The following is a 24,797-nucleotide window of genomic DNA, read 5'->3' on the forward strand; positions in this document are numbered from 1 at the left end:
GGTGGTTTTCAGCGAATGAACAGTTTGTACACCAGCTTGAGCAGTGTCTTGCCGTAGGGCGGGTAGATCAGCCGCGCGGCGTTGAAGCGCTGCTTAGCGAGTACCGCTTTGGCCTTGCTGAAGGTCAGGAAGCCTTCATGACCGTGGTAATGGCCCATGCCCGACGGGCCGATGCCGCCGAATGGCAGGTCGTCCTGGGCGACGTGCAGCAACGTGTCATTGAGGCACACGCCGCCGGAGTGGGTCTGCTCCAGCACCCGTTGTTGTTCGCGGCGTTCGTAGCCGAAGTAATACAGCGCCAGCGGGCGCGGGCGCTGATTGATGTAGGCCAGCGCCTGGTCGAGGCTGTCGTAGGGCACCAGTGGCAGTAACGGGCCGAAGATTTCGTCCTGCATCACACGCATCTCGTCGCTGACCTTGAGCAGCAGGTGTGGCGGCAGGCGGCGGCCCTGGCGAGGTTCTTCGGGGTACAGGTCGATGATTTCGGCACCCTTGCTACGGGCGTCTTCCAGGTAGCTCTGCAGGCGGGCCAGGTGGCGTGGGTTGATGATCGCGCTGTAGTCCGGGTTGTCGGCCAGGGTCGGGTAGAAGCGCCGGACCACATTGCGATAGGCATGGGCGAAGTCGTCGAGGCGATCGCGCGGCACCAGCACGTAGTCGGGGGCCACGCAGGTCTGCCCGGCATTGAGGGTCTTGCCGAAGGCGATGCGTTCGGCGGCATCGGCCAGGGGCACGCTGGCAGAGACGATGGCTGGCGATTTGCCGCCCAGCTCCAGGGTCACCGGGGTCAGGTTCTGCGCGGCGGCAAGCATTACCTGGCGGCCGACGCTGGTGGCGCCAGTGAACAACAGGTGGTCGAACGGCAGCCGCGAGAAGGCCTGGCCAACCTCGGCTTCACCCAGCACGACGCTGACCAGGTCGTCGGGGAATACCTTGTCGAGCAACTGCTTGAGCAGCAGGCCGGTGGCTGGCGTGGCTTCGCTGAGCTTGAGCATTACCCGGTTGCCGGCGGCCAGGGCGCAGGTCAGCGGGCCGATGGCAAGAAGCAGCGGGTAGTTCCACGGCACGATGATGCCGACCACGCCCAGCGGCTGGTACTGCACCTTGGCGCTGGCCGGCTGGAAGGCCAGGCCGACCTTGCGTTTCGAGGCTTTCATCCACTGCTTGAGGTGTTTTTCGCCATGGCGCAGGCCCTGAATACTCGGCATCAGTTCGGCCAGCAAGGTTTCGTCGGCACTGCGCCCGGAAAAGTCCTCGCTGATCGCTGCAACCAACGCGTCCTGTTGCTCCAGCAGGGCTTCGCGCAAGCTTTTCAGCCATTGCCAGCGCTGCGGCGCCGAGGGCATGGGGTTACCGGCAAAGGCCTGGCGCTGGGCGGCGAACAGCGCGTCGAGGGCATCGAATTCGGTGAGCGGCAAAGAGCGGGTAGCGTCGGCGAGCATGCGAAACTCCACGGCAAGGCAGGTTTTCTAGAGCATATACTCTAATATGTGCCCTGTGCGACTGTTTTTCACAGCGTCTGCAGGTACATACCGGTGTGGATACACCGTAAGATGGACCTATACATTCAAGCTCAACGCCTGGAATTGATCATGGCCCCGCGTATCAAGACCCGCGAGCGCATCGTGCAGAACAGCCTGGAGCTGTTCAACCAGCAGGGCGAGCGCAGTGTCAGCACCAACCACATTGCCGCGCACATGGAAATCTCGCCCGGCAACCTGTACTACCACTTTGCCAACAAGCAGGAAATCATCGCCGTGCTCTTCACCCAGTATGAAGAGTTGGTGGAAAGCTTCCTGCGCCCGCCGCAAGGGCGTCAGGCGACGGTCGAGGACAAGCGCTTCTACCTCAAGGCGTTGCTGGCGGCGATGTGGAACTACCGCTTTCTGCACCGCGACCTTGAGCATCTGCTCGACAGCGACAAAGAGTTGGCTGCGCGATATAGGCGCTTTTCCCAGCGTTGCCTGCTGCAGGGCCAGGCGATCTATCGCGGCTTTGTCGAGGCCGGCATCGTTGAGATGGACAGCGTGCAGATCGAGTCGCTGACCCTCAATGCCTGGATTGTTCTCACATCCTGGGTGCGTTTTCTCTGCACGACTCGCGAAATTTCAACGCATTTGAGTGAAGAAGCCTTCAAGCGTGGTGTCTATCAGGTATTGGTGCTGGAGCTCGGCTTTGTCACCGCCAAGGCGCGCCCCGCCGTGGATGCCTTGTGCCAGGAGTTCTACGTTTCGCTTGACCAGGCACTGGAGCAATAACGCCCAGGCCTTACCCGTTCAATCGTTCAGGAGACTGTCATGCCCCTCGCGCAACTGATCACCGCCCAGCAATTGGCCGAACGCCTGGAGGCGCCGGCGCTGGTGATTCTCGATTGCCGTTTTGCCCTGGAAGACATCGATTATGGTCAGCGCAGCTATGCCGAGGGGCATATTGCCGGGGCGCACTTTGCCGACCTTGAGCGCGACCTCAGTGGGCCGGTCACCAAGGGCGTGACCGGGCGCCATCCGCTGCCGGAGCCGCAGCACCTGATCGGACGGCTGCGGGCCTGGGGTATCGATAACGACAGTGAGATTGTCCTGTACGACGATGGTCCGGGCGCCTTCGCGGCCCGGGCCTGGTGGTTGCTGGCCTGGTTGGGCAAGCGCAGTGGTGTATTCATCCTCGATGGCGGTCTTAAAGCCTGGCATGCGGCCGGGCTGCCGCTGAGCCTCGACCCGCCGGTCAAGCGCGAAGGTAACTTCAGCGGCGAGCCGGACGATAGCCTGGTACTGGATGCCACGCAGTTGGGCGAGCGCCTGGGCCAGCCGGAGCTTACGTTGATTGATGCCCGTGGGCTGCCGCGTTTTCGCGGCGAGGTCGAGCCAATCGATCCGGTGGCCGGGCATATTCCCGGTGCACAATGCGCGGCCTTTACCGACAATCTGGGCGCCGACGGGCGGTTTCTGCCGGCCGAGCAGCTCAAGCAGCGCTTTGCCGAGAAGCTGGACAAGCGTTCGCCAGAGCAACTGGTTGCTTACTGCGGGTCGGGGGTGACGGCTTGCCACAACCTGTTTGCCCTGGCGCTGGCGGGGTATCCGCTGGGCAAGCTGTATGCAGGCTCGTGGAGTGAGTGGATTACCGACTCCAAACGGGCGGTGGCCACCGGCGACTGAGTAAGCCCTTGTTGGGCTGCAATGCAGCCTTTCGCCGGCCTTGCCGGCGATGCTTTTTCAGCCAGCTCTATTTATCGCCAGCCACTGCGGAATCCGCCGCTCCAGGTAATACCCCGGGTTGCGCACGCTGCCATCGACAAAGCCCACATGCCCGCCCCGTGCATGCAGCTCTAAGGTGGTCTGCGCCGCCAGTTCATTGGCCGCTGGCAAGCTATGGGCGAACACGAACGGATCATCGCTGGAATGGATGATCAGCGTCGGCGTGCGGTTCTCGCCCAGAAAATACCGGCTGGAAGCACGCTGGTAGTAATCCTTGGCATCGCGAAAGCCATTGAGCGGTGCGGTCACCCGGCCGTCGAAATCCCAGAAGGTGCGCAGATTTTCCAGCGGCCCCAGGCGCTCCAGCGCGGCGAGCCCTTCGTGGTGGCCGTGATGCTGGAAGTGGCGCTGCTTGTCCTTCACATAAGCGAGCATGGCGCGCATGAAATGCGCCTGGTACACCCGGGAAAAACCCAGGCCGATGCGGTCGGCGCACTGGTCAAGGCGAAACGGTACCGATACCGCCACCGCCGCCTGCAATTGGCTGGCCGAGCCGGCTTCACCCAAATGCTTGAGTAGTACATTGCCGCCCAGCGAATAACCGACGGCGTACAACGGAGCTTGCGGGCGCTGCGCACGCAGGTGGTCGATGGTTTCGGCCAGGTCTTCGCTGGCGCCGGAGTGGTAGCTGCGTGGCAGCAGGTTGGGCTCTCCCGAGCAGCCGCGCCAGTTCAGCGCCACGCTGGCCCAGCCGCAGTCGGCCAGGGCCTGTTGGATACCGATGACGTACGGTGAGTTGGAAGAGCCGGTCAGCCCGTGCAGTACCAGCACCACTGGCGTTGTTGCTTCATGTGGGCCATGCCAGTCGAGGTCGAGAAAGTCGCCATCGGCGAGCCATAGACGTTCGCGCTGACGGCTCAGGGCCGCCGACTTGCGCCACAGCGGCCCCCAGAGTGTCTGCAAATGCGGATTGCCCAGCCCCAGGGCAGGTTTGAAGGGGCTGGGGGCTGAGGGCGACATCGTGTATTACTCGCAAATCTATTTCAGATAAGTGTATGTCCGGTTACTGACACTTGCTTGAAACCATCAGCCGGTTGCAGGTTTGGATTCAGGCAAGGCGTCCTGTTCGACCGTTGGGCCGACACTGATTTGCACCAGCTTGTCGAGCTTGAGGTGATTTTTCAATGCGACTTTCAGCTGGTCCAGGGTCAAGGCCTGGACCTTCTTGAGAAAAGCCTGGCGGCTATCCAGTGGTAACTGGTTGAAGCCGGTGAAGCGCAGGATATCGCTGATCTGCTGGTTGCTCACCGAGCCCAGCAGGTAGTTGCCGCGTAGTTTCTGCTTCGCATCTTCGAACTCCTGCGCAGTTGGGCCCTGAACGGCATAGTCTGTAAGCAATTGCTCCAGCAACGCCATTGTGGCATCGCGATACCTGGCCTGAACCTGAGTAGTAAAGGTCCAGATACCGCTGGCAGGGTGCTGGATCAGCCTTGAGCTGGCAGCGTAGGTCAATCCGCGTTGGCTGCGCAGTTCATTGAACAGCCGCGAAGTTGCGCCGGGCCCACCTAATATCAGGTTGGCCAGCGTCAGCGCGGGCGCATCTGGATCTCGGGCATTGATGCCGGGAATGGCGAACAACAAGAGCGCCTGGGTGCCTGGATGTTCAAGGTGGTAAATCTCGGGCTCGAAGGACGCTGGCACGGGTAATGGCCAGAGTGCCGGCCCCTGGGGCAACGCTGCCGATATGTGACTCGCGATAGCCTCGGCCTGCTCGAGCGAAAGGTCGCCCACCAGGGTTATCAGGGCATTGCCCGCGCTGAAGGCGCTTTGGTGAAAGGCCCGTACATCGGCAATGGTCAGCGATTCGATAGCCTGCACGGTGCCGATGCTGTTCGACGCGTAGGGATGATTAGCGAATGCATGTTGGTAGAGCAGGTCATGGGCCTTGTAAGTCGCGTGCTGCTGGCGTTGTGTGAGCAGGCTGGTGAGCTGATCCTTGATCTGCGGCAGCTTGTCTTCGGCCAATTGGGGTTTGCCGAGCACTTCTGCCAGCAACCCGACGGCTTTGCTTCTCTGCTCTTGGCTACTGAGGCTGCGCAGGGTTACGGCTGCACTGTCTCGCAGTGCCTGCTTGTTGAATATCGCACCCACTTCGTCGAAGTCTTCGGCGATCTGCAAGGCATCGCGCTCGACGGTGCCTTCATCGAGCATGCTCAGGGTGAGTTGCGCCAGGCCGGCGGCACCATCATCGCGGGCGCTGCCAGCGGCAAATACAACCTGAAGATCAAACATCGGCAATTGGTTGTTGCGCACAAACAGGACTTTGCTGCCCTGAGGTGTCTGCCACGATTCGATCGGCAATTGCGGGTTGATTGCCAGTGTCCCGGTGGTTTTCAGGGATTCCAGTTCAAGTGGAGCGCTTTGGCTCTGGGCGTGGGAAGTGGCGGATGCCATCACCAGTAGGGCAGGCAAAAGGTAACGTTTGAGCTTATTCATCATCGGCCTCCTTGGCCTGCAGGTAGGCGACCGCGAGTCGTTCGCGGGTGAAGTAGGTTTTGGCGACCTGTTGAATCTGTTCGCAGGTTATTCGCTGTAGGTCGGTTGCGTCATTGTCCAACTGAGAGGCTGGCAAGCCGCTGCCGAGCATGGCGGCTATATCGCTGGCCTGGCCTTCGAGGGAATCGCGGGCAAAGGTATTTTCGGCCAGCAGCAGTGCCCGCGCCCGAGCAAGTTCGACAGGTTCGGGAGGACGCTTTTTCAGTGCCTGCAGTTCTGCCCAGATAGCCGCTTGCAGTTCGGCCAGCGGTCTGGGGTGGGCGGTGTTGATAGAAGCCTGGATTTCGAACAGGTTATCGCCCCTGGCCACCGGCCCATAGTTGACTTCGGGATGCGATAGCAGTGTTTGTTGGCGTTCCAGCCTGGTACTGAGGCGGGCGCTCAGGCCTGAGCCCAGCAATGCCGAGAGCAGGCGCAAGGCATGCACGTCATCTGCCGATTCAGCGGTGGCGTAGGTCGGCACGTTGAAGGCCATGATCAGCGTTGGCGTGCTGAAATCATCATGCACCGTAACCTGCCGTTGTCCTGGCGCAGTGACTTGAAGGGGTTTTTTGCTGATTGGCAGGTCCTGGCGAGGGAAGCCTGCAAAGTACTTTTCAACCTGTCGTTTTACATCATCGCGCTGCACATCGCCGACGATGATCAACGTCGCATTATTGGGTGCATACCAGGTGCGATACCAGGCGCGCAGTTCATCGTTGTGCATGCGCTGCAGATCACTCATCCAGCCGATTACCGGGGTGTGATAGCTGCTTTGCGGGTAGGCAATGGCCTGCAGTTGCTCGAAGAGCCTTTGCAATGGATCGTCATCGACATTCTCTCGCCGCTCAGCCTTGACCGCTTCGATTTCGCGCACGAACTCGTGTTCGCTCAGCACTGCGCCTTTGAGCAGATCGGCATTGAGCTCCAGCGCTACAGCCAGCCGATCACTGGGCAGCGTCTGATGATGCACGGTGAAGTCACGGATGGTGTAGGCGTTGTCCTCGCCGCCCAGGCGCTCGATGATCTGTGAGAGCTGACCTGGGGCGGTCTTGGCACTGCCTCGGTAGAGCAGGTGTTCGAGGGCGTGGGACAAACCGGACTGCCCGGGGTATTCGTGACTCGAACCCACCTTGACCAGCATATGTGTGGTGACCACGGGAGCCCGGCGGTCTTCGCTGATGACTACGTGCAGGCCGTTGTCGAGGGTGAACTCATGGCGAATGGAGGGTTCGGCCAGGGCCTGGCCTGATAGCAGAAACAGGCCGAGCAGGCTGCTCCTGAGGGAGGTGCGTCGATCCATGACAGTGATCCTTGTGGTTGAAAACAAGGCACACGATCAGGCAAGCGTGGAGATGAAAGGCGTTAGATATTTAGCGCGCACGACCCGGCAGCGGCCGGGTCGTGGTGACTGCTCAGCCGCGCTGCCAGAGTGCGTAGTACACCTGGCCGGCCTTCTTCTCCCGGTGCAAGCGCCAGTTGCCGGGCAGTTGCAGGGTCGATGGCGGGGTTTCGCTCTCGGTGTAGATCCAGGCGCTCTCGGCCAGCCACTGACGCTCTTCAAGCAAGGCGCAGGTGGTGGGCAGCAGGCCCTGGTTGAACGGCGGATCGAGGAACACCAGGTCGAAGGCCAGCTTCGGTTCACCCTGCAGGTAGCGCTGGGCGTCGGTCTGGATCACCTGGCCGCGTGGGCAACGCAGGGTTTCCAGATTCTGCCGCAGGCTGGCGATGGCCGCCGGGTTGCTGTCCAGGGCCACGGACTCGGCCGCGCCACGGGACAGCGCTTCGAGGTACAGCGCACCGCTGCCGGTGTAGGCGTCGAGCACCTTGGCCCCTTCGATGTACGGGGCGAGCCAGTTGAACAGGGTCTCGCGGACCCGGTCCGGGGTCGGGCGCAGGCCCGGCGCATCAGGGAAGCTCAGGCGCCGGCTACGCCATTCGCCGGCAATGATGCGCAGTTGGCCCTGGCCGTGGTGCGGCTTGGCCGGTTTTGCGGATGGACTGGCCATTAGTGCTCCGGTACGCCAAGCGGTTGCTCGGCGGGTTTGTCAGTGGGCGGCGGCAAGGGTTTTTGCGGCACGCTTGGCCCGGCGGTGACGATGACCATCTTGTCAGCGGCCAGGTGTTTGTTCAGCGCAGCCTTGACCTGTTCGGTGGTCAGCGCCTGGGACTGTTGCATGTAGTCTTCCAGCCAGGTCAGTGGCAGGTTGTAGAAGCCGATGGCGCCCAGTTGGCCGACGATGCTGGCGTTGCTGGCATTGGACAGCGGGAAGCTGCCGGCCAGTTCACGCTTGGCGTCGTCCAGTTCTTGCTGGGTCGGGCCGCTCTTGAGGTAGTCGGCGAGGATGTCCTGGACCAGCTTGAGGGTGCCCTCGCTGAGCTCGGCACGGGTCTGCAGGTTGATCATGAACGGGCCACGCACCTGCATCGGGCTGAACACCGAGTACACGCCATAGGTCAGGCCGCGCTTTTCGCGCACTTCGCTCATCAAGCGGGTGCCGAAGGTGCCGCCGCCGAGGATCTGGTTACCCAGCGACAGCGCGGCGTAGTCCGGATCGTTACGGTCGATACCCAGTTGGGCGAGCATCAGGTGGGTCTGCTTGGACGGGAAATCGATGTGGTTGGCGCCGGCCTTGGGCTCGCTTGGCTGGGCCAGCTTGGCCAGGGCCGGGCCTTTGGGCAGGGCCGAGGAGACCTGCGCGGCGATGGCTTCAGCTTCGCTGCGGCTCAGATCACCGACCAGGGCGATCACCGTGTTGCCAGCGGCGTAGGCCTTGGCGTGGAAGGCACGCAGTTGTTCCAGGGTAATCGGCGGGATGCTCTTGGCGGTGCCGTCACTTGGGTGAGCATAGGGGTGGTTGCCGTACAGGCGCTCGAACAACTCGATGCTGGCGAGTTTGCCCGGGTTTTGCTTCTGGTACTCGAAGCCGGCCTGCATCTGGTTCTTGATGCGGGTCAGGGCGTCCTGCGGGAAGGTTGGCTTGCCGACCACGTCGGCGAACAGCTTCAGCGCCGGCTCGCGTTTGTCGGCGGCGCTCAGGCTGCGCAGCGAGGCTACAGCCATGTCGCGGTAGGCGCCGTTGCCAAAGTCGGCGCCCAGGCCTTCGAAGCCTTCGGCGATGGCGGTGACGTCCTTGCCGGCCACGCCTTCGTTGAGCATGGCGTTGGTCAGGGTCGCCAGGCCCGGGGCATCGCCGTCCTGGCTACTGCCGGCGGCGAAGGTCAGGCGCAGGTCGAACATCGGCAACTCGCGGGCTTCGACGAACAGCACGCGGGCGCCTTCGGCGGTGTTCCAGGTCTGGATGTTCAGTTGCCGGCGGCTTGGCGCCTTGCCGTCCAGCTCGGCCAGCGATTGCAGGGTATTGGCCGGCTTGGCTGCGGTGCTGGTGGCCGGTTGCGCGGCGTTATCCGACTGCGCAGGCTTGGCCAGGAAGAATGCCAGCAGGCCGATCAGCAACAGCAGGCCCAGGCCGATCAGGGTGTAGCGGGGTGCGCTGCGTTCACTCATGAGCGTTCTCCTCGGGCAGTACATGGGCAACGCTCAGGCGTTCACGGGTGAAATAGGTGCGGGCGGCGTTCTGGATATCGGCCGGCGTCACGCTTTTCAGCTCGTCCAGTTCACTGTCGATCAGTTTCCACGACAGGCCGACGGTTTCCAGCTGGCCGATGGCGGTGGCCTGGCTGCTGATGGAGTCGCGGTCGTAGACCAGCCCGGCGATGACCTGGGCACGTACGCGCTCAAGCTCTTCAGGCGAGGGCGGGGTGGTCTTGAGCTCGTCGAGCAGCTTCCAGATACCGGCTTCGACGTCGGCCAGGGTCTTGTGCTTCTGCAGGTTCGGCGTGGCCGAGATCAGGAACAGGCTATCGCCGCGGGTGAACGGGTTGTAGCTGGACGAGGCGCCGGAAACCAGCTCCTGGCCGCGCTCCAGGCGGCTCGGCAGGCGAGCGCTGTAGCCGCCGTCGAGCAGCGCCGAGATCAGCCGCAGGGCGTGCACGGTGCGCGGGTCCTTGGCAGTGGCCAGGCCCGGGGCGTTGAAGCCGTAGATCAGGCTCGGCAGCTGGGTTTGCACATGCAGGGTGGTTTCACGCAGGCCAGGCTTGGCCAGTTCCAGCGGCAGCTTGGCCGGTGGCACCGCACGTTTCGGGATGGCGCCGAAGAAGCGCTGGGCCAGGCCCTTGACCTCATCGACGGTGACATCGCCGACCACCACCAGGGTGGCGTTGTTCGGCACGTACCAGGACTCGTACCAGTGGCGCAGCTCCTCGACCTTCATGCGGTCAAGGTCAGCCATCCAGCCGATGGTCGGGGTGCGATAGCTGCTGGCCGGGAAGGCCATGGCGCTGAACAGCTCGAAGGCCTTGGCGTTGGGCTGGTCATCGGTGCGCAGGCGGCGCTCTTCCTTGATGACCTCGATTTCGCGGCTGAACTCGTCGGCCGGCAGGCGCAGGCTGGCCATGCGGTCGGCTTCGAGCTCAAGTGCCACCGGCAGGCGGTCGCGGGCCAGCACCTGGTAGTAGGCGGTGTAATCGTCGCTGGTGAAGGCGTTCTCTTCGGCGCCCAGGTCACGCAGAATGCGCGAGGCTTCGCCGGGGCCGAGCTTCTCGCTGCCCTTGAACATCATGTGTTCCAGTGCATGGGAAAGGCCGGTCTGGCCGGGGGATTCGTAGGTCGAGCCGACCTTGTACCAGATCTGCGAGACCACCACCGGCGCCCGGTGGTCCTCGCGCACGACCACTTTCAGGCCGTTGTCGAGAATGAACTCGTGGGTGGGTTGCGTATCGGCGGCAAAGGCCGCGAACGGCAGACAAACTGTGCTGAGCAACAGGCCAGCGGCGCGGCGGGCTAGAGCATTCATACGTTGTTTAACCTGTAGGACTGCCCGCGTGGTCTTAGCGTCGGCGGGCTTGGAGGTGCTAGGATACTGATCCGGTTGCCTGAGGACCATGCCTGTCATGGAACCAGCCCGAAGGCTTGATGACAAAATGCTGCGCAAGAACGAGCCGGATTAAAAGTAGACTGTTCTGCGTTAAGAGAATTTAAGAAGCGCCGCAGTGGCGCATCGCTACCCTGAGATAGCCGTCTTCCATGTTTGGTTCCAACGACGACAAAAAGACGCCGGCCGCGGCTGGTGAAAAGAAAGGCCTGTTCGGCTGGCTGCGCAAAAAGCCCCAGCAACCTGTAGCCGAACAGCCGCAAGCTCCTGCACCGATTGAAGCGGAGCAACCTGCTGCGTTGCCTGCCGAGGTTGTGGCCGCCGTTGCCCCGGTCGAGGTTGCGCCTGCGCCGGTTGCCGCGCCGGAGCCTGTGACCACTGCGCCACCTGCTGCGCCAGTCGAGGTGCAACCGGTACCGTCCGTCGGCCTGGTGCTGCCCGTGCCTGAAGAGCCGGTAGCCCTGGTTGCCGACCTTGAGCCGCATACGCCGCCGCCCATTCCACCGCGTCAGGAGCCTGTCCCGGCCCCGGTCATCGAGCCTGAGCCTGAGCCGGTGGTGGTTGGGCCTGAGCCTGAGCCAGTAGTCGTTGCGCCTGAACCGGTTGTTGCGCCTGCGCCGGTCGTCGTACCGCAACCCGAGCCTGCCCCTGTAGCCGCTGCCGTTGCGGTGCCTGCTGCGGTTGCCGAGCCTGCTCCAGCCGAGCCTGCCGCTCCAGCCCGCAGCGAAGAGAGCAAGGGTGGCTTCTTCGCCCGCCTCAAACAGGGCCTGTCGAAGACCAGCGCCAGTATCGGCGAAGGCATGGCCAGCCTGTTCCTGGGCAAGAAGGCTATCGACGACGACCTGCTCGATGAGATCGAAACCCGCCTGCTGACCGCCGACGTTGGCGTCGAAGCCACCTCGGTGATCGTCCAGAGCCTGACCCAGAAGGTTGCGCGCAAGCAGTTGGCCGACAGCGATGCGTTGTACAAGTCGCTGCAAGGCGAGCTGGCCGACCTGCTCAAGCCGGTCGAGCAACCGCTGCGTATCCACCACCAGGCCAAGCCGTTCGTGATCCTGGTGGTCGGCGTCAACGGCGCTGGCAAGACCACCACCATCGGCAAGCTGGCGAAAAAGCTGCAGCTTGAAGGCAAGAAAGTCATGCTCGCCGCTGGCGACACCTTCCGCGCCGCAGCGGTCGAGCAACTGCAGGTCTGGGGCGAGCGCAACCAGATCCCGGTCATCGCCCAGCACACCGGCGCCGATTCGGCCTCGGTGATCTTCGATGCCGTGCAGGCCGCCAAGGCCCGTAACATAGATGTGTTGATCGCCGACACCGCCGGTCGCCTGCACACCAAAGACAACCTGATGGAAGAGCTGAAGAAGGTTCGCCGGGTTATCGGCAAGCTCGATGCCGACGCGCCGCACGAGGTGCTGCTGGTGCTCGACGCCGGTACCGGCCAGAACGCCATCAACCAGGCCAAGCATTTCAACCAGAGCGTCGAACTGACCGGCCTGGCCCTGACCAAGCTTGACGGCACCGCCAAAGGCGGGGTGATCTTTGCCCTGGCCAAGCAGTTCGGCCTGCCGATCCGCTATATTGGCGTGGGCGAAGGAATTGACGATCTGCGCACGTTCGAAGCCGAACCCTTCGTGAAAGCACTGTTTGCCGAGCGGGAGCATCCATGATTCGATTCGAACAGGTCGCCAAGCGCTACCCCAATGGTCACGTTGGCCTGCATGAGTTGAGTTTTCGGGTGCGTCGGGGCGAATTCCTGTTCGTTACCGGCCATTCCGGTGCCGGCAAAAGTACCCTGCTGCGCCTGCTGCTGGCCATGGAACGCCCCACCAGCGGCAAGTTGCTGCTGGCCGGGCAGGACCTGGGGCAGATCAGCAATGCGCAGATCCCGTTCCTGCGCCGGCAGATCGGCGTGGTATTCCAGAACCACCAGCTGCTGTTCGACCGCACCGTGTTCAACAACGTAGCCCTGCCGCTGCAGATCCTCGGCCTGTCCAAGGCCGAAGTGGCCAAGCGGGTCGACTCGGCGCTCGAGCGCGTGGCCCTGTCGGACAAAGCCGAGCTGTACCCCGGCGACCTGTCTACCGGCCAGCAACAGCGCGTCGGCATTGCTCGCGCTATCGTCCACCGCCCGGCCTTGCTGCTGGCGGACGAACCCACCGGTAACCTCGACCCGCGCCTGGCCGCGGAGATCATGGGCGTTTTCGAAGATATCAACCGCCTGGGTACCAGCGTGCTGATCGCCAGTCACGACCTGGCGCTGATCGCGCGCATGCGCCATCGCATGCTGACCCTGCAGCGCGGCCGCTTGATCGGCGATGGGGAGGCCGGGCAATGAGTGCGACACGTAGTCCCAAGGTGTCCGAGCGGGTAGCGCCAAAAGCCGCTGAACCTGCACCGGAACAAAAAAAACGCGGCGCTCACGATGATGACGGCCCGGATTTCCGTACCCTGCTGCACGCCTGGCTGGAAAGCCACCGCTCGAGCCTGCTCGACAGCCTGCGGCGCCTGGGCAAACAGCCGATCGGCAGCTTCTTTACCTGCCTGGTGATGGCGGTGGCCCTGAGCCTGCCGATGGGCCTGTCGTTGCTGCTGAGCAACGTCGAGCGTCTGGGCGGTTCGTGGCAGCGCGCGGCGCAGATTTCACTGTACCTGAAGCTGGATGCCAGCAGCCATGACGGCGAAGCCCTGCGCGAGCAGATCAAAGGCTTGCCAGGTGTTGCCGAAGCCGAGTATGTCAGCCGCGAACAGGCCCTCAACGAGTTCCAGCAGCAGTCCGGCCTGGGCGAAGCCCTGCGCGAACTGCCGGAAAACCCGCTGCCTGGCGTGGTGGTGGTGACCCCGGCGCAAGTCGACAAGCCGGCACTGGAAGCCCTGCGTCAGCGCCTGGCCGAGCTGCCCAAGGTCGAAGCCGCGCAGCTTGACCTGGTGTGGGTCGAGCGCCTGGCAGCGATCCTCAAGTTGGGGGATCGGTTCGTCTTCGGCTTGACCGTTTTGCTGGTCTCGGCCCTGCTTTTGGTAATTGGTAACACAATTCGCCTGCACATCGAGAACCGTCGTACCGAGATTGAAGTGATCAAGCTGGTCGGTGGCACCGACAGCTATGTGCGCCGGCCTTTCCTGTACATGGGCGCCTTGTACGGCCTGGGTGCCGGGGTACTGGCCTGGGGCGTGCTGGCATTTGGCCTGAACTGGCTGAATGACGCGGTTATCGGGCTTTCCGGGCTATATGGCAGTGATTTTGCCCTGGCCGGGGTTCCGTCAGCCGATGGTCTTTCCCTCTTGCTTGGAGCGGTATTGTTAGGGTATATCGGTGCTTGGATTGCGGTCGCCCGCCACTTGAGCGAGCTTGCACCGCGATAGTGTCTTTTTGCCGGTATTGACTCTTTTCATTTTTAGGGAACTTGTTTCGCGGTTCCCGGTCAATGTTGGCAGTGCCTTTGGCACGAGTTTAGTGAGTCGGAGGTTTTTTCGTATGACCACTTCGTTGCAACCTGCCTATGCCCTGGTTCCCGGCGCAAACCTGGAAGCCTACGTGCACACGGTCAACAGCATTCCACTGCTGACGCCGGAGCAGGAGCGTGAACTGGCCGAGAGTCTCTACTATGAGCAGGATCTTGGGGCGGCTCGGCAGATGGTGCTCGCCCACCTGCGCTTTGTCGTACACATCGCTCGCAGCTATTCCGGCTACGGGCTGGCCCAGGCCGACCTGATTCAGGAAGGCAACGTTGGCCTGATGAAAGCGGTCAAGCGCTTCAACCCGGAAATGGGCGTGCGCCTGGTGTCCTTTGCGGTGCACTGGATCAAGGCCGAGATTCACGAGTTCATCCTGCGCAACTGGCGCATCGTCAAGGTGGCCACCACCAAGGCCCAGCGCAAGCTGTTCTTCAACCTGCGCAGCCAGAAAAAACGCCTGGCCTGGCTGAACAACGATGAAGTCCATCGTGTCGCCGAAAGCCTGGGCGTCGAGCCGCGTGAAGTGCGGGAGATGGAGAGCCGCCTGACCGGTCAGGACATGGCCTTCGACCCGGCCAGTGAAGCCGACGACGACAGTGCGTTCCAGTCGCCGGCCAACTACCTGGAAGACCACCGTTACGACCCTGCGCGTCAGCTGGAGGATGCCGACTGGAGTGACAACTCCACCAGCAACCTGCACGAAGCCCTGCAAGGCCTGGATGACCGCAGCCGCGATATCCTCTACCAGCGCTGGCTGGCCGAGGAAAAGGCCACCCTGCATGACCTGGCCGAGAAGTACAGCGTGTCCGCCGAGCGGATCCGCCAGCTGGAAAAGAACGCGATGAATAAGGTCAAAGCCTTGATCGCGGTCTGATTCGCAAAACGGCAATAACCAAAAAGCCCCGACGTGTCGGGGCTTTTTCATGATTCTCCGCCACCCCTGTCGAGGCTGTTATGACCATTTCCTTGTATGCCGCTTCTGTTCCTGTTTTCAAGCAAATGCTCAACGCCTTGAGCGATGTTCTGAGCAAGGCCGAAGCTCACGCTACGGCGAAAAACATTGAGCCGAGCGTGTTTCTCCAGGCTCGCCTGTATCCGGATATGTTTCCACTGGTTCGCCAGGTGCAGATCGCTGTTGATTTCGCCAAGGGTGTATCGGCGCGCCTGGCTGAGGTCGAGTTGCCGAAATACGATGACAGCGAAACCACCTTTGCTGAACTGCAAGCGCTGATCAGCAAGGTTCTGGCTTTCCTGGACGGCGTTGCGCCGGCGCAGATCGACGGCAAGGAAGGCATCGAAATCGTGACCCGTCCGGGCACGCCGAAAGAGAAGCGCTTCAGTGGCCAGGCTTATTTGCTGACCTACGGCCTGCCGCAGTTCTTCTTCCACGTCACCACCACTTACGCAATCCTGCGTCACAACGGTGTAGAAGTGGGCAAGCGTGACTACATGGGCGCGTTCTAAGTCGTTTACCCAGTAATCAGCGAACAATGAAAACCCGGCAAGGTGCGTGCTCTGCCGGGTTTTTTATTGGCTCCAGGGCGCCCGGCGTGGGCTGTCCAGCGGCGCCAGGTAGCCGTTACCGCCCAGTTGGCGCATCTGCTGGCGAATCCAGCCGGCGCGTCGCGCCACGTAAGTGCTTGGCCGGCTGGCGCTCCAGTTCAACGGGCTGGGCAGTACCGCTGCCAGCAGGCTGGCTTGCTGGCGCGACAGCTGGCTGGCATCGACGCCGAAGTGGTGCCGCGCTGCCGCCTGCGCGCCAAACACCCCTTCGCCCCATTCAGCGCTGTTGAGATAGACCTCAAGAATCCGCTCTTTCGACCACAGCAGCTCGATCAGCGCGGTGAACCAGGCTTCCAGGCCCTTGCGCAACCAGCTTCGGCCAGCCCAGAGGAACTGGTTCTTGGCCACTTGCTGGCTGAGGGTGCTGGCACCACGGATGCTGCCGCCGCGTTCGTTATGGGCCAGCGCCGCCTGGATGGCGTTGAAGTCAAAGCCCCAGTGGTTGGCGAACTTCTGGTCTTCGCCGGCGATCACCGCCACTTTCAGCTCATCGGAGATTTGTTCCCATGGCTCCCAGTCCCGTTGCAGGTCGATGGGCTGGCCGTTGAACCAGGACTCGACCTTGCGCTCGACCATCAGCGCGGTGCCTGGCGGCGGCAGCCAGCGAAACACCAGCACCAGCAGGGCACTGCCTGCGGCAAACCACAGCAGGGCACGGGTGAGGCGACGGAAAATGGAAGGCAGCATAGGTGATGGCTTGGCCGAACCGATGGAGCGGGCCATTATACAGACCCTGTGCTGACTAGGAGTCTTCCCAATGCTGCGTAGTTTTCTGCTGCTTTCGGCGTTTTTCGGCTTTACCGGCGTGGCCCTGGGCGCCTTTGCGGCTCATGGCCTCAAGGGCCGGCTGAGCAGCGAATACCTGGCGATCTTCCATACCGGCGTGACCTACCAGCTGGTGCATGCCCTGGCGCTGCTCGCGGTGGCGGTGCTGTCGGTGCACCTGCCCGGGCGCCTGGTCGGTTGGGCCGGTGGTCTGTTCGCCCTGGGGATCCTGCTGTTTTCCGGTAGCCTGTATGTGCTGACCCTGAGCGGTATCGGCAAGCTCGGTATCATCACCCCCTTTGGCGGCCTGGCGTTTCTCGGCGGATGGCTGTGCCTGGGCCTTGCAGCCTGGCGCCTGAGCTGACCCGCGAGTCCGGATCGAGACGAATGGCGCGGCCCGGCCTTGGGTTTGCGCCCTGATCAGGGCTAGAATGCGGGCCCCTAAAAATAATGGCGGCCGTGCGCATGCGCATTCAACTGAACGGTGAACCTTTCGAATTGCCCGATGGCGAAAGCGTCGCGGCCCTGCTCAACCGGCTTGACCTGGCAGGTCGCCGGGTGGCGGTCGAACTCAACCTGGATATCGTGCCACGCAGCCAGCACGACAGCACCGCGCTGAACGAAGGCGACCAGGTTGAAGTGGTGCACGCCATTGGCGGTGGCTAGGCCTTCGCGATTTACCTGCAAGTCCCTCAACCTTCAAGAGGATTACCGATGAGCAACGTTCGTAGCGACAAGCCCTTCACCCTGGCCGGTCGTACCTTCCAGTCGCGCCTGCTGGTCGGCACCGGCAAGTACCGTGACCTGGAAGAAACCCGCCTGGCCATCGAGGCTTCCGGTGCCGAGATCGTCACGGTTGCCGTGCGCCGCACCAACATCGGCCAGAACCCGGGCGAACCGAACCTGCTCGACGTACTGCCGCCTGATCGCTACACCATCCTGCCGAACACCGCCGGCTGCTTTGATGCGGTCGAAGCCGTGCGCACCTGTCGCCTGGCCCGTGAACTGCTCGATGGCCACAATCTGGTCAAGCTGGAAGTGCTGGCCGACCAGAAGACCCTGTTCCCCAACGTGATCGAGACCCTCAAGGCCGCCGAAGTGCTGGTCAAGGACGGTTTCGACGTGATGGTCTACACCAGCGACGACCCGATCATCGCCCGTCAGCTGGCCGAAGCCGGCTGTATCGCGGTGATGCCGCTGGCCGGCCTGATCGGTACGGGCCTGGGGATCTGCAACCCGTACAACCTGCAGATCATCCTCGAGGAATCGAAAGTCCCGGTGCTGGTCGATGCCGGTGTCGGTACTGCTTCCGACGCCACCATCGCCATGGAAATGGGCTGTGAGGCGGTGCTGATGAACTCGGCAATTGCTCACGCACAGCAGCCGATCATGATGGCCGAAGCCATGAAACACGCCATTGTCGCTGGCCGTCTGGCCTATCTGGCCGGGCGTATGCCGAAAAAACTCTATGCCAGCGCCTCGTCGCCGCTGGATGGTCTGATCAAGTAAGAGCCCCTGATGACTGAATCGCAAGAAACGCCGATCACCACCGAAGGCGAAGAGCGCCAACACCGCCGCATCAAGAGTTTCGTGATGCGCGCCGGGCGCATGACCGAAGGCCAGCAGCGTGGCCTGGACCAGGGTGGGCCGCTGTTCATCCTGCCCCTGGCTGATAGCCCGGTGGACTACGACCAGGTTTTCGGCCGCTCGGCGCCGCGTACCCTGGAGATCGGTTTCGGCATGGGCCATTCCCTGCTGGAAATGGCCGCTGCCGCACCGGAGCAGGACTTCATCGGTGTCGAAGTGCACCGTCCGGGTGTTGGTGCACTGCTCAACGGTGTGCTGACCCAGGGCCTGAAGAACCTGCGGGTGTATGACTGCGATGCCATCGAAGTGCTGAACAAGTGCGTGGCTGACAACAGCCTCGACCGGCTGATGCTGTTCTTCCCCGACCCTTGGCACAAGAGCCGTCACCACAAGCGCCGCATCGTCCAGCCGGAATTCGCGGAGCTTGTGCGCAGCAAGCTCAAGGTGGGCGGCGTGTTCCATATGGCCACCGACTGGGAGCCCTATGCCGAATACATGCTGGAAGTGATGAACGTCGCCCCGGGTTATCGCAACCTGGCCGAAGACGGCAAGTGCGTAGAGCGCCCGGCCGAGCGCCCGATCACCAAGTTCGAACGCCGTGGCGAGCGGCTTGGGCATGGGGTGTGGGACTTGAAGTTCGAAAAGCTGGCGTAAAACGGCGAGCGCTTTGCGCTCGATCGCCGGCAAGGCCGGCTCCCACAGGTGCTGTGATTGCCTGCAGTTTTGAAGTGTCAGGAAATCTTTGTGGGAGCCGGCTTTGCCGGCGATGGGCTGCGAAGCAGCCCTGAAAGCGCCCTGTTTTTCAGCGCCGATCAGCAACCACGCCAATCAACACCAGCACAATCAGCAACACCGGCGCCAACGCATAGTTGTTGAACTGCGCCAGCCCCTTCACCACCCACGGGGTGGCATAGATCAGCGCGGCACCGCTGCCGATCATCACCAGCAAGGCCATGAACGGTACGCGCAAGGCGCCTGCAAGGCCGCCCAGGCGTTGTTCGACCCAGCCTTTGATGTCGGTGCCGAACAGCACCAGCAAACAGCCCACCAAGGCCAGGGAAATCTCCGACAAGTTGCTGCGACTCCAGCGGGAAACGGTCGATAGCAAGTCGAGTACCAGGTCCATTCGCAATCCTTAGGTCAAGAAATACTGCAGCAGGTCGTTGAGGAACAACTGGCCACGCGCGGTAGCGACCAGTCGCGTCGGTTCGACCTGCAAAAGCCCTTTTTGTTCGGCTTCACGGCGCGCTGCTGCGAGCTGTTCCAGCGGCAAGCCGGTGCGTTGGCTGAACAGCTCGATGTCCACCCCTTGGGTCAGGCGCAGGGCGTTCATCAGGAACTCGAAGGGCAATTCATCCACCGGCAGCAGCTTCTCGCCGGCCTTGAAGGGCTTGGCCGGGTTCAGGTAGTCCTTGGGCAGGCGGGTCTTCCAGGTGCGCAGGATACGTCCGTCGGGGTGGCTGAGCTTGCCGTGGGCACCAGCGCCAATGCCGATGAAATCGCCAAAGCTCCAGTAGTTGAGGTTGTGGCGGGCGGCGCGGCCAGGCTGGGCGTAGGCCGAGACTTCGTACTGGGCATAGCCGTGGCTGGCCAGCAGGGCCTGGCCGGCCTCCTGTATGTCCCAGAGGATGTCGTCTTCGGGCAACAGCGGCGGCTGGTTCCAGAACACCGTGTTCGGCTCCAGGGTCAACTGGTACCAGGACAGGTGCGTGGGGTTCAGCGCAATCGCCTGGCGCAGGTCGCCCAGGGCGTCGTCCAGCGACTGGTCGGGCAGGCCGTGCATCAGGTCGAGGTTGAAGTTGTCGAACCCGGCATTGCGCGCCATGTCGGCGGCGCGAATGGCCTCGTCACCGTTGTGGATGCGGCCCAGGGCTTCGAGCTTGGCCTGCTGGAAGCTCTGGATGCCGATCGACAGGCGATTGATGCCCAGCTGCCGGTAGGCCTTGAACTTCTCTTGTTCGAAGGTCCCGGGGTTGGCCTCCAGGGTGATTTCGATGTCCCTGGCAAACGGTATGCGTTGTTCCACACCTACCAGCAAGCGCCCCAGGGCGCGGGCGCTGAACAGGCTCGGGGTGCCGCCGCCAAAGAAGATTGAGCTGATCGGGCGGCCATAGACGTTGCCCAGCTCCTGGTCGAGGTCGGCGAGCAGGGCGTCGACGTAGGCTTCTTCCGGTAGTTCGGGGGTGGCGGCGTGGGAGTTGAAGTCGCAGTACGGGCATTTGCGCACGCACCAGGGGATATGGATGTACAGCGCCAGGGGCGGCAGCTGTGGCAGGGCCGCCCGCGGTGCTTGGGAAGTAAAGCCAGCCTCGCCCAGGTGCAGTGGCTGTGCCGGCGAACGCTCGGTCATGCCAGGCCCAGACGTTGACGCAGCAGGCTCATGGCGCGGGCACGGTGGCTTATCTGGTTCTTGTCGGCAGGGCTCAGCTCGGCGCTCGAGCAATCGCGCTCCGGCACCCAGAACAGCGGGTCATAGCCAAAACCGTGGGCGCCGCTGGCCTGGGTCAGGATGCGACCGTGCCACAGCCCTTCGCAGAGGATCGGCAGCGGGTCGTCGGCATGGCGGACCAGGGCCAGGACGCAGACGAACTGGGCGCCGCGCTGTTCTTGCGGAACGTCCTTGAGCACATCGAGCAATTTGGCGTTGTTTGCGGCATCGCCTTTGCCATCGGCGTAACGTGCCGAATAGATGCCTGGCGCGCCGCCCAGGAAGTCCACGGCCAGGCCCGAATCGTCGGCCAGCGCCGGCATGCCGGAAATGCGTGCGGCATTGCGTGCCTTGAGGATGGCGTTCTCGACGAACGACAAGCCGGTTTCTTCCGGCTCGACGCTGCTGAATTCGCCAATGGAGCGCAGCCGCACGGTATCACCGAGCATGGCCTGCAGTTCCTTGAGTTTGCCGGCGTTGTGGCTGGCCAATACGATTTGTTGAAAAGTCATCATTCGCCTGGAAAAAGCTCTTGGTTGAAGCTGATGGTTTCGGTCTTGCCGTCAACGCCAACATTGATGGTGAAGGTACGGGTTTCCTGTTGCTCAACAGGGAACTGGGCGATGTAGTAGATCGCGCCTTGCTCGGTGATCTGCTTGAACTTCAGCGGTACCGAGGCGCTGGTCAGGTCCTTGACGGTGCCGCTGACCTGGGTGACCACCGGCTTGCCGGCCTTGATCACCGAGACGTTGATCACGCCCTGGTTCTTGCTGCGCACCAGCTCCGCAGACTTGGCAATGTCCGGCTGCAGGAAGGTGGAAATAAAGGTGCTGTAGTGCACGGTGGTATCGCCAAAGACTTCCTTGCGCTCGCCCTTGATGGCATCGGCGGCAACCGCCGACAGGCTCAGGCAGGCAACCAGTAAACAGCTCAACAAGCGACCCATGATCGTTCTCCTCCGGTGTGCGGGTTAAACCGCGACCTTATGTTCGGTAAGGCCGGGGCTGCTGACACGGTAAATGCCGATCTCACCTAGAAGATTAGGCCATAGCTTGCTCGCCCACCCGTGGCGGTGCAAATGGTCGACCGCCAGGCGGTCGAGGACCTGGGCGCGGCGTTCGCCGCACAGGGCCTCGAAGTCTTCAAAGGTGCAGAAGTGGATGTTCGGCGTGTTGTACCAGGTATACGGCATGAAGTCGGAAACCGGCATGCGACCTTTGGTCGCCAGGTACCAGCGGCAACGCCAGTGGCCGAAGTTGGGGAAGGTGATGATGCACTGGCGGCCAACGCGGAGCATTTCGTCGAGAATCCGGTCAGGGTACTCCACGGCCTGCAGGGCCTGGGTCATGACCACCACGTCGAAACTGTTGCTGGCGAAATTGCCCAGGCCCTTGTCGAGGTCCTGCTCGATGACGTTGACGCCCTTGGCCACGCACTGGGCGATGTTGTCGGGGTCGATTTCCAGGCCATAGCCGGTGACTTGCTTGTGGTCGCGCAACGACGCCAGCAGCTCACCGGTACCGCAACCGAGGTCGAGTACCCGGCTGCCAGCGGGGATCCAGTCTTGGATGATTTCCAGGTCGGCTCTCATAGGGTCCTCAGCAGACGATGCGGTTCATGTAGTTCGTGAAACCCGTGATGTAGCGCGGGGTCGGGATCAGGAAGGCATCGTGGCCATAGGGCGAGTCGATATCCAGGTAGCAGACGTTCTTGCGTGCGGCGATCAGGGCGTCGACGATCTCGCGCGAGCGCGCCGGCGAGAAGCGCCAGTCGGTGGTGAACGACATCACGCAGTAGTCCGCCGTGACATGCGCCAGGGTCGCCGCCAGGTCGCCGCGGTGGCTGGCGGCCGGGTCGAAGTAGTCCAGCGCCTTGGTCATCAGCAGGTAGGTGTTGGCGTCGAAACGACCGGAGAATTCCTCGCCCTGGTAACGCAGGTAGCTTTCGACCTGGAACTCGACGCTGTGGAAGTCGTAGTTGAGCTTGTCGCTTTTCAGCTCGCGGCCGAATTTCTCGCCCATGGAGTCGTCGGACAGGTAGGTGATGTGCCCGACCATGCGCGCCAGCATCAGGCCGCGCTTGGGGATCACGCCCAGGTTTTGGAACGAGCCACCGTGGAACTCGGGGTCGGTAAGGATGGCTTGGCGCGCCACCTCGTTGAAGGCGATGTTCTGTGCCGAGAGTTTGGGCGCCGAGGCGATGTCCAGGCAGTGTCGCACACGGTCGGGGTAGGTGATGGTCCACTGCAGTGCCTGCATGCCGCCCAGGCTGCCGCCTACCACTGCGGCCCATTGCTGGATGCCCAGGCGATCGGCCAGGCGCGCCTGGCTGTGCACCCAGTCTTCCACGGTCAGCACCGGGAAATCGGCGCCGTAGGGTTTGCCGGTGAGCGGATTGATGCTGCTGGGGCCGGTGCTGCCATTGCAACCGCCGAGGTTGTTGAGGCTGACCACGAAGAAGCGATTGGTATCGATCGGCTTGCCAGGGCCAATGCAGCTGTCCCACCAGCCCGGCTTGCGGTCGTCGGGGCTGTGGTAGCCGGCGGCATGGTGATGGCCGGACAGCGCATGACAGATCAGCACGGCGTTGCTGGCCTTGCTGTTGAGCGTGCCGTAGGTTTCGTAGATCAGTTCATAGGTGGCCAGCGAGCGACCGCAGGCCAGCGCCAGCGGCTCGCTGAACTGTGCCAGTTGCGGTGTTACCAGACCGACCGAATCTTCGGGAAAGACAGTGGACATCGACCCTGCTCACGCTTGAATGAGGCGTAAGTCTAAAGACCACCGGGGTGGGCGGCAAGCAATGTGCCAAGGCTTGAAAAACATCGCTGGCAAACCAGCTCCCACAGGTTGTCGCGAGCCTTGTGGGAGCTGGCTTGCCAGCGATAGGGCGCTGCAGGTGCAGATCAGACCAGCAGGCGCAGAACCTCCGGCATTCCGGTCATCGCCGCCAGGTTGTTGATCACCAGCATGTCGATCAGCTTCAGGGCCATGAACGCCAGGATCGGCGAGATGTCCAGGCCGCCCAGGTTTGGCAGGATGCGCCGGAACGGGGCGAGGAACGGGTCGCAGATCTGGTTGATCAGCTCGGCGCCCGGGTTATGGCTGCCCGGTGCGACCCACGAGAGGATCACGCTGATGATCAGGGCGAAGAAGAAAATCTTCAGAAACAGCGAGGTCACGCCAATGATTGACCAGACCAGCAGTTGCAGCGGGTTGCCGGTGGTGCCGTAGGCCAGCAGCAGGGTCAGGCCCATCACCAGCATCTGGATGATGAGCGCCAGCAGCAGCGACGACATGTCCAGGCCGAACAGGCTCGGGATCACCCGACGCATCGGCTTGAGCAGCGGTTGGGTAGCACGTACGGCGAACTGGCTGAGCGGGTTGTAGAAGTCCGCGCGCACCAGTTGCAGGACAAAGCGCAGGACCACGATCAGCAGGTACAGGCTGCCGAGGGTCTGCAGCACATAGATTGCAGCGGTGTTCAATCCGATCATCTTCGGCTCCTTAGTTGCCCAGTTGTTCGGCCATTTCGGCCGAGCGGTGCGCAGCGGCACCCAGCGCCTGTTCCACCAGCGCTTCGAATCCATTGGCCTGGAACGACTTGATCGCCGCTTCCGTGGTGCCGGCCGGCGAGGTTACCCGGCGGCGCAGCTCGGCGGCGTCGACATCGCTGCTGACCGCCATGTGCGCGGCGCCCAGGGCGGTTTGCAGGGTCAGCTTGGCGGCGGTTTCCCGTGGCAGGCCGAGTTTTTCGCCGGCGGCGGTCATGGCCTCGATCAGCAAGAAGAAGTACGCAGGGCCACTGCCGGACACGGCGGTCACCGCATCGAGCTGTTGCTCGGCGTCCAGCCACAGGGCGATACCCACGGCCGACAGCAGCTGCTCGGCCTGCTGGCGCTGGGCCGGCGAAACCTGGGCGGTGGCGAACAGGCCGCTGACGCCCTGGCGCAGCAGCGCCGGGGTGTTGGGCATGCAGCGCACGATCGGCTGGGCGCCGAGCCAGTTGTTCATGCTCGCGCAGGTGATCCCGGCGGCAATCGAGACCACCAGTTGCTCGGGCTTGAGGCTGGGTTTGAGGGCTTCGCACACGGCTTTCATCGCCTGTGGCTTGACCGCCAGGACCACCACATCGGCACCTTCGATGGCCTGGGCGTTGTCGGCGAACATCTCGATGCCGTGCTCGGCATGGATTTTCGCCCGCTGCTCGGCGCCCGGATCGCTGGCGCGGATCTGCGAAGCTTCCAGGCCCTGGGCGCGCAGGCCGCCGATCAGGCTGGCAGCCATGTTGCCGGCGCCGATAAAGGCAATACGAGTCTTGCTCATGTCAGGTCCTTGATAGGGA

General features: G+C 62.7%; 27 protein-coding genes. 11 read left to right on the top strand and 16 right to left on the bottom strand.

Annotated features, from left to right (window positions below; genetic code table 11):
• Positions 1 to 8 precede the first annotated feature (8 nt).
• A complete protein-coding gene (locus UW3_RS0109645; RefSeq protein WP_010222180.1) occupies positions 9 to 1,442 on the bottom strand; it encodes a coniferyl aldehyde dehydrogenase in 1,434 nt (477 codons plus the stop codon).
• A gap of 150 nt (positions 1,443 to 1,592) precedes the next feature.
• On the opposite strand from UW3_RS0109645, the gene UW3_RS0109650 reads away from it, so the two are divergent.
• Positions 1,593 to 2,258: a TetR/AcrR family transcriptional regulator gene (locus tag UW3_RS0109650; RefSeq protein ID WP_010222181.1), complete on the top strand. Its 666-nt coding sequence runs from the start codon at positions 1,593 to 1,595 to the stop codon at positions 2,256 to 2,258.
• A gap of 39 nt (positions 2,259 to 2,297) precedes the next feature.
• A complete protein-coding gene (locus tag UW3_RS0109655; RefSeq protein WP_010222183.1) occupies positions 2,298 to 3,152 on the top strand; it encodes a sulfurtransferase in 855 nt (284 codons plus the stop codon).
• Between the two features lie 57 nt (positions 3,153 to 3,209).
• On the opposite strand, the gene UW3_RS0109660 is transcribed toward UW3_RS0109655, so the two are convergent.
• The 6 genes from UW3_RS0109660 to UW3_RS0109685 form a co-directional block, all read right to left on the bottom strand.
• The gene (locus UW3_RS0109660) at positions 3,210 to 4,211 is read right to left on the bottom strand and encodes a hydrolase (RefSeq protein ID WP_010222184.1); all 1,002 of its coding nucleotides are present in this window, start codon (positions 4,209 to 4,211) and stop codon (positions 3,210 to 3,212) included.
• Between the two features lie 66 nt (positions 4,212 to 4,277).
• Positions 4,278 to 5,687, bottom strand: a complete 1,410-nt coding sequence (locus UW3_RS0109665; RefSeq protein WP_010222185.1) for a M16 family metallopeptidase — start codon at positions 5,685 to 5,687, stop codon at positions 4,278 to 4,280.
• Complete coding sequence (locus tag UW3_RS0109670) at positions 5,680 to 7,038, bottom strand: M16 family metallopeptidase (protein WP_374045995.1); 1,359 nt, start codon at positions 7,036 to 7,038, stop codon at positions 5,680 to 5,682. Before UW3_RS0109670 ends, UW3_RS0109665 begins: the two co-directional genes overlap by 8 nt.
• A 103-nt stretch (positions 7,039 to 7,141) precedes the next feature.
• Positions 7,142 to 7,735, bottom strand: coding sequence for a 16S rRNA (guanine(966)-N(2))-methyltransferase RsmD (rsmD, locus tag UW3_RS0109675; protein ID WP_010222187.1), 594 nt, complete (start codon positions 7,733 to 7,735; stop codon positions 7,142 to 7,144).
• Positions 7,735 to 9,234, bottom strand: coding sequence for a M16 family metallopeptidase (locus UW3_RS0109680; protein ID WP_010222188.1), 1,500 nt, complete (start codon positions 9,232 to 9,234; stop codon positions 7,735 to 7,737). The genes rsmD and UW3_RS0109680 overlap by 1 nt, the downstream gene beginning before the upstream one ends.
• Positions 9,227 to 10,582 (bottom strand): M16 family metallopeptidase, encoded by a 1,356-nt coding sequence (locus tag UW3_RS0109685; RefSeq protein WP_010222189.1) that lies wholly within the window; start codon positions 10,580 to 10,582, stop codon positions 9,227 to 9,229. Before UW3_RS0109685 ends, UW3_RS0109680 begins: the two co-directional genes overlap by 8 nt.
• A gap of 230 nt (positions 10,583 to 10,812) precedes the next feature.
• Here UW3_RS0109685 and ftsY point away from each other — a divergent pair, with 230 nt between their 5' ends.
• The 5 genes from ftsY to UW3_RS0109710 all read left to right on the top strand — a co-directional run bounded on the left by ftsY (position 10,813) and on the right by UW3_RS0109710 (position 15,577).
• On the top strand, positions 10,813 to 12,327 hold the full coding sequence (gene ftsY / locus UW3_RS0109690) for a signal recognition particle-docking protein FtsY (protein WP_010222190.1): 1,515 nt from the start codon (positions 10,813 to 10,815) through the stop codon (positions 12,325 to 12,327).
• Complete coding sequence (gene ftsE / locus UW3_RS0109695; RefSeq protein ID WP_010222191.1) at positions 12,324 to 12,995, top strand: cell division ATP-binding protein FtsE; 672 nt, start codon at positions 12,324 to 12,326, stop codon at positions 12,993 to 12,995. The genes ftsY and ftsE overlap by 4 nt, the downstream gene beginning before the upstream one ends.
• Positions 12,992 to 14,020: a permease-like cell division protein FtsX gene (gene ftsX / locus UW3_RS0109700; RefSeq protein WP_010222192.1), complete on the top strand. Its 1,029-nt coding sequence runs from the start codon at positions 12,992 to 12,994 to the stop codon at positions 14,018 to 14,020. Before ftsE ends, ftsX begins: the two co-directional genes overlap by 4 nt.
• Positions 14,021 to 14,132: 112 nt before the next feature.
• Positions 14,133 to 14,987, top strand: a complete 855-nt coding sequence (rpoH, locus tag UW3_RS0109705) for an RNA polymerase sigma factor RpoH (protein WP_010222193.1) — start codon at positions 14,133 to 14,135, stop codon at positions 14,985 to 14,987.
• Positions 14,988 to 15,067: 80 nt separating this feature from the next.
• Positions 15,068 to 15,577 (top strand): DUF1993 domain-containing protein, encoded by a 510-nt coding sequence (locus UW3_RS0109710; RefSeq protein WP_010222195.1) that lies wholly within the window; start codon positions 15,068 to 15,070, stop codon positions 15,575 to 15,577.
• Positions 15,578 to 15,640: 63 nt separating this feature from the next.
• On the opposite strand, the gene mtgA is transcribed toward UW3_RS0109710, so the two are convergent.
• Positions 15,641 to 16,399, bottom strand: a complete 759-nt coding sequence (gene mtgA, locus UW3_RS0109715) for a monofunctional biosynthetic peptidoglycan transglycosylase (RefSeq protein WP_010222196.1) — start codon at positions 16,397 to 16,399, stop codon at positions 15,641 to 15,643.
• A 34-nt stretch (positions 16,400 to 16,433) separates the two neighbouring features.
• Here mtgA and UW3_RS0109720 point away from each other — a divergent pair, with 34 nt between their 5' ends.
• The 4 genes from UW3_RS0109720 to trmB all read left to right on the top strand — a co-directional run bounded on the left by UW3_RS0109720 (position 16,434) and on the right by trmB (position 18,682).
• On the top strand, positions 16,434 to 16,805 hold the full coding sequence (locus UW3_RS0109720) for a DUF423 domain-containing protein (RefSeq protein ID WP_010222197.1): 372 nt from the start codon (positions 16,434 to 16,436) through the stop codon (positions 16,803 to 16,805).
• A gap of 101 nt (positions 16,806 to 16,906) precedes the next feature.
• Positions 16,907 to 17,107, top strand: coding sequence for a sulfur carrier protein ThiS (gene thiS / locus UW3_RS0109725; protein ID WP_010222198.1), 201 nt, complete (start codon positions 16,907 to 16,909; stop codon positions 17,105 to 17,107).
• A gap of 48 nt (positions 17,108 to 17,155) precedes the next feature.
• A complete protein-coding gene (locus tag UW3_RS0109730) occupies positions 17,156 to 17,950 on the top strand; it encodes a thiazole synthase (RefSeq protein ID WP_010222199.1) in 795 nt (264 codons plus the stop codon).
• 9 nt (positions 17,951 to 17,959) lie between these two features.
• Positions 17,960 to 18,682 (top strand): tRNA (guanosine(46)-N7)-methyltransferase TrmB, encoded by a 723-nt coding sequence (gene trmB, locus UW3_RS0109735; protein WP_010222200.1) that lies wholly within the window; start codon positions 17,960 to 17,962, stop codon positions 18,680 to 18,682.
• Between the two features lie 148 nt (positions 18,683 to 18,830).
• Here trmB and UW3_RS0109740 read toward each other — a convergent pair whose 3' ends face one another.
• The 8 genes from UW3_RS0109740 to proC all read right to left on the bottom strand — a co-directional run bounded on the left by UW3_RS0109740 (position 18,831) and on the right by proC (position 24,778).
• Positions 18,831 to 19,154 (bottom strand): DUF3392 domain-containing protein, encoded by a 324-nt coding sequence (locus UW3_RS0109740; protein WP_010222202.1) that lies wholly within the window; start codon positions 19,152 to 19,154, stop codon positions 18,831 to 18,833.
• Between the two features lie 9 nt (positions 19,155 to 19,163).
• Complete coding sequence (gene hemW, locus UW3_RS0109745; RefSeq protein WP_010222203.1) at positions 19,164 to 20,378, bottom strand: radical SAM family heme chaperone HemW; 1,215 nt, start codon at positions 20,376 to 20,378, stop codon at positions 19,164 to 19,166.
• Positions 20,375 to 20,971, bottom strand: a complete 597-nt coding sequence (rdgB, locus tag UW3_RS0109750) for an RdgB/HAM1 family non-canonical purine NTP pyrophosphatase (RefSeq protein ID WP_010222204.1) — start codon at positions 20,969 to 20,971, stop codon at positions 20,375 to 20,377. Before rdgB ends, hemW begins: the two co-directional genes overlap by 4 nt.
• A complete protein-coding gene (locus tag UW3_RS0109755; RefSeq protein WP_010222205.1) occupies positions 20,968 to 21,402 on the bottom strand; it encodes a DUF4426 domain-containing protein in 435 nt (144 codons plus the stop codon). The genes rdgB and UW3_RS0109755 overlap by 4 nt, the downstream gene beginning before the upstream one ends.
• Before the next feature lie 24 nt (positions 21,403 to 21,426).
• A complete protein-coding gene (gene metW / locus UW3_RS0109760; protein ID WP_010222206.1) occupies positions 21,427 to 22,047 on the bottom strand; it encodes a methionine biosynthesis protein MetW in 621 nt (206 codons plus the stop codon).
• Positions 22,048 to 22,054: 7 nt separating this feature from the next.
• Positions 22,055 to 23,194: a homoserine O-succinyltransferase MetX gene (gene metX, locus UW3_RS0109765; protein WP_010222207.1), complete on the bottom strand. Its 1,140-nt coding sequence runs from the start codon at positions 23,192 to 23,194 to the stop codon at positions 22,055 to 22,057.
• A 164-nt stretch (positions 23,195 to 23,358) separates the two neighbouring features.
• Positions 23,359 to 23,949 (bottom strand): YggT family protein, encoded by a 591-nt coding sequence (locus UW3_RS0109770; protein ID WP_010222208.1) that lies wholly within the window; start codon positions 23,947 to 23,949, stop codon positions 23,359 to 23,361.
• A gap of 10 nt (positions 23,950 to 23,959) precedes the next feature.
• Complete coding sequence (gene proC, locus UW3_RS0109775; protein WP_010222210.1) at positions 23,960 to 24,778, bottom strand: pyrroline-5-carboxylate reductase; 819 nt, start codon at positions 24,776 to 24,778, stop codon at positions 23,960 to 23,962.
• Between the last annotated feature and the right edge of the window lie 19 nt (positions 24,779 to 24,797).

Origin of the sequence: Pseudomonas donghuensis, from assembly GCF_000259195.1 — a bacterium.
Taxonomy (GTDB): Bacteria; Pseudomonadota; Gammaproteobacteria; order Pseudomonadales; family Pseudomonadaceae; genus Aquipseudomonas; species Aquipseudomonas donghuensis.

Excerpts from the sequence above, each read along its gene's own strand:
- UW3_RS0109645 (WP_010222180.1), bottom strand. The coding sequence starts at position 1,442 with ATGCTCGCCGACGCTACCCGCTCTTTGCCGCTCACCGAATTCGATGCC.
- UW3_RS0109650 (WP_010222181.1), top strand. The coding sequence starts at position 1,593 with ATGGCCCCGCGTATCAAGACCCGCGAGCGCATCGTGCAGAACAGCCTG.
- UW3_RS0109655 (WP_010222183.1), top strand. The coding sequence starts at position 2,298 with ATGCCCCTCGCGCAACTGATCACCGCCCAGCAATTGGCCGAACGCCTG.
- UW3_RS0109660 (WP_010222184.1), bottom strand. The coding sequence starts at position 4,211 with ATGTCGCCCTCAGCCCCCAGCCCCTTCAAACCTGCCCTGGGGCTGGGC.
- UW3_RS0109665 (WP_010222185.1), bottom strand. The coding sequence starts at position 5,687 with ATGAATAAGCTCAAACGTTACCTTTTGCCTGCCCTACTGGTGATGGCA.
- rsmD (WP_010222187.1), bottom strand. The coding sequence starts at position 7,735 with ATGGCCAGTCCATCCGCAAAACCGGCCAAGCCGCACCACGGCCAGGGC.
- UW3_RS0109680 (WP_010222188.1), bottom strand. The coding sequence starts at position 9,234 with ATGAGTGAACGCAGCGCACCCCGCTACACCCTGATCGGCCTGGGCCTG.
- UW3_RS0109685 (WP_010222189.1), bottom strand. The coding sequence starts at position 10,582 with ATGAATGCTCTAGCCCGCCGCGCCGCTGGCCTGTTGCTCAGCACAGTT.
- ftsY (WP_010222190.1), top strand. The coding sequence starts at position 10,813 with ATGTTTGGTTCCAACGACGACAAAAAGACGCCGGCCGCGGCTGGTGAA.
- ftsE (WP_010222191.1), top strand. The coding sequence starts at position 12,324 with ATGATTCGATTCGAACAGGTCGCCAAGCGCTACCCCAATGGTCACGTT.
- ftsX (WP_010222192.1), top strand. The coding sequence starts at position 12,992 with ATGAGTGCGACACGTAGTCCCAAGGTGTCCGAGCGGGTAGCGCCAAAA.
- rpoH (WP_010222193.1), top strand. The coding sequence starts at position 14,133 with ATGACCACTTCGTTGCAACCTGCCTATGCCCTGGTTCCCGGCGCAAAC.
- UW3_RS0109710 (WP_010222195.1), top strand. The coding sequence starts at position 15,068 with ATGACCATTTCCTTGTATGCCGCTTCTGTTCCTGTTTTCAAGCAAATG.
- mtgA (WP_010222196.1), bottom strand. The coding sequence starts at position 16,399 with ATGGCCCGCTCCATCGGTTCGGCCAAGCCATCACCTATGCTGCCTTCC.
- UW3_RS0109720 (WP_010222197.1), top strand. The coding sequence starts at position 16,434 with ATGCTGCGTAGTTTTCTGCTGCTTTCGGCGTTTTTCGGCTTTACCGGC.
- thiS (WP_010222198.1), top strand. The coding sequence starts at position 16,907 with ATGCGCATTCAACTGAACGGTGAACCTTTCGAATTGCCCGATGGCGAA.
- UW3_RS0109730 (WP_010222199.1), top strand. The coding sequence starts at position 17,156 with ATGAGCAACGTTCGTAGCGACAAGCCCTTCACCCTGGCCGGTCGTACC.
- trmB (WP_010222200.1), top strand. The coding sequence starts at position 17,960 with ATGACTGAATCGCAAGAAACGCCGATCACCACCGAAGGCGAAGAGCGC.
- UW3_RS0109740 (WP_010222202.1), bottom strand. The coding sequence starts at position 19,154 with ATGGACCTGGTACTCGACTTGCTATCGACCGTTTCCCGCTGGAGTCGC.
- hemW (WP_010222203.1), bottom strand. The coding sequence starts at position 20,378 with ATGACCGAGCGTTCGCCGGCACAGCCACTGCACCTGGGCGAGGCTGGC.
- rdgB (WP_010222204.1), bottom strand. The coding sequence starts at position 20,971 with ATGATGACTTTTCAACAAATCGTATTGGCCAGCCACAACGCCGGCAAA.
- UW3_RS0109755 (WP_010222205.1), bottom strand. The coding sequence starts at position 21,402 with ATGGGTCGCTTGTTGAGCTGTTTACTGGTTGCCTGCCTGAGCCTGTCG.
- metW (WP_010222206.1), bottom strand. The coding sequence starts at position 22,047 with ATGAGAGCCGACCTGGAAATCATCCAAGACTGGATCCCCGCTGGCAGC.
- metX (WP_010222207.1), bottom strand. The coding sequence starts at position 23,194 with ATGTCCACTGTCTTTCCCGAAGATTCGGTCGGTCTGGTAACACCGCAA.
- UW3_RS0109770 (WP_010222208.1), bottom strand. The coding sequence starts at position 23,949 with ATGATCGGATTGAACACCGCTGCAATCTATGTGCTGCAGACCCTCGGC.
- proC (WP_010222210.1), bottom strand. The coding sequence starts at position 24,778 with ATGAGCAAGACTCGTATTGCCTTTATCGGCGCCGGCAACATGGCTGCC.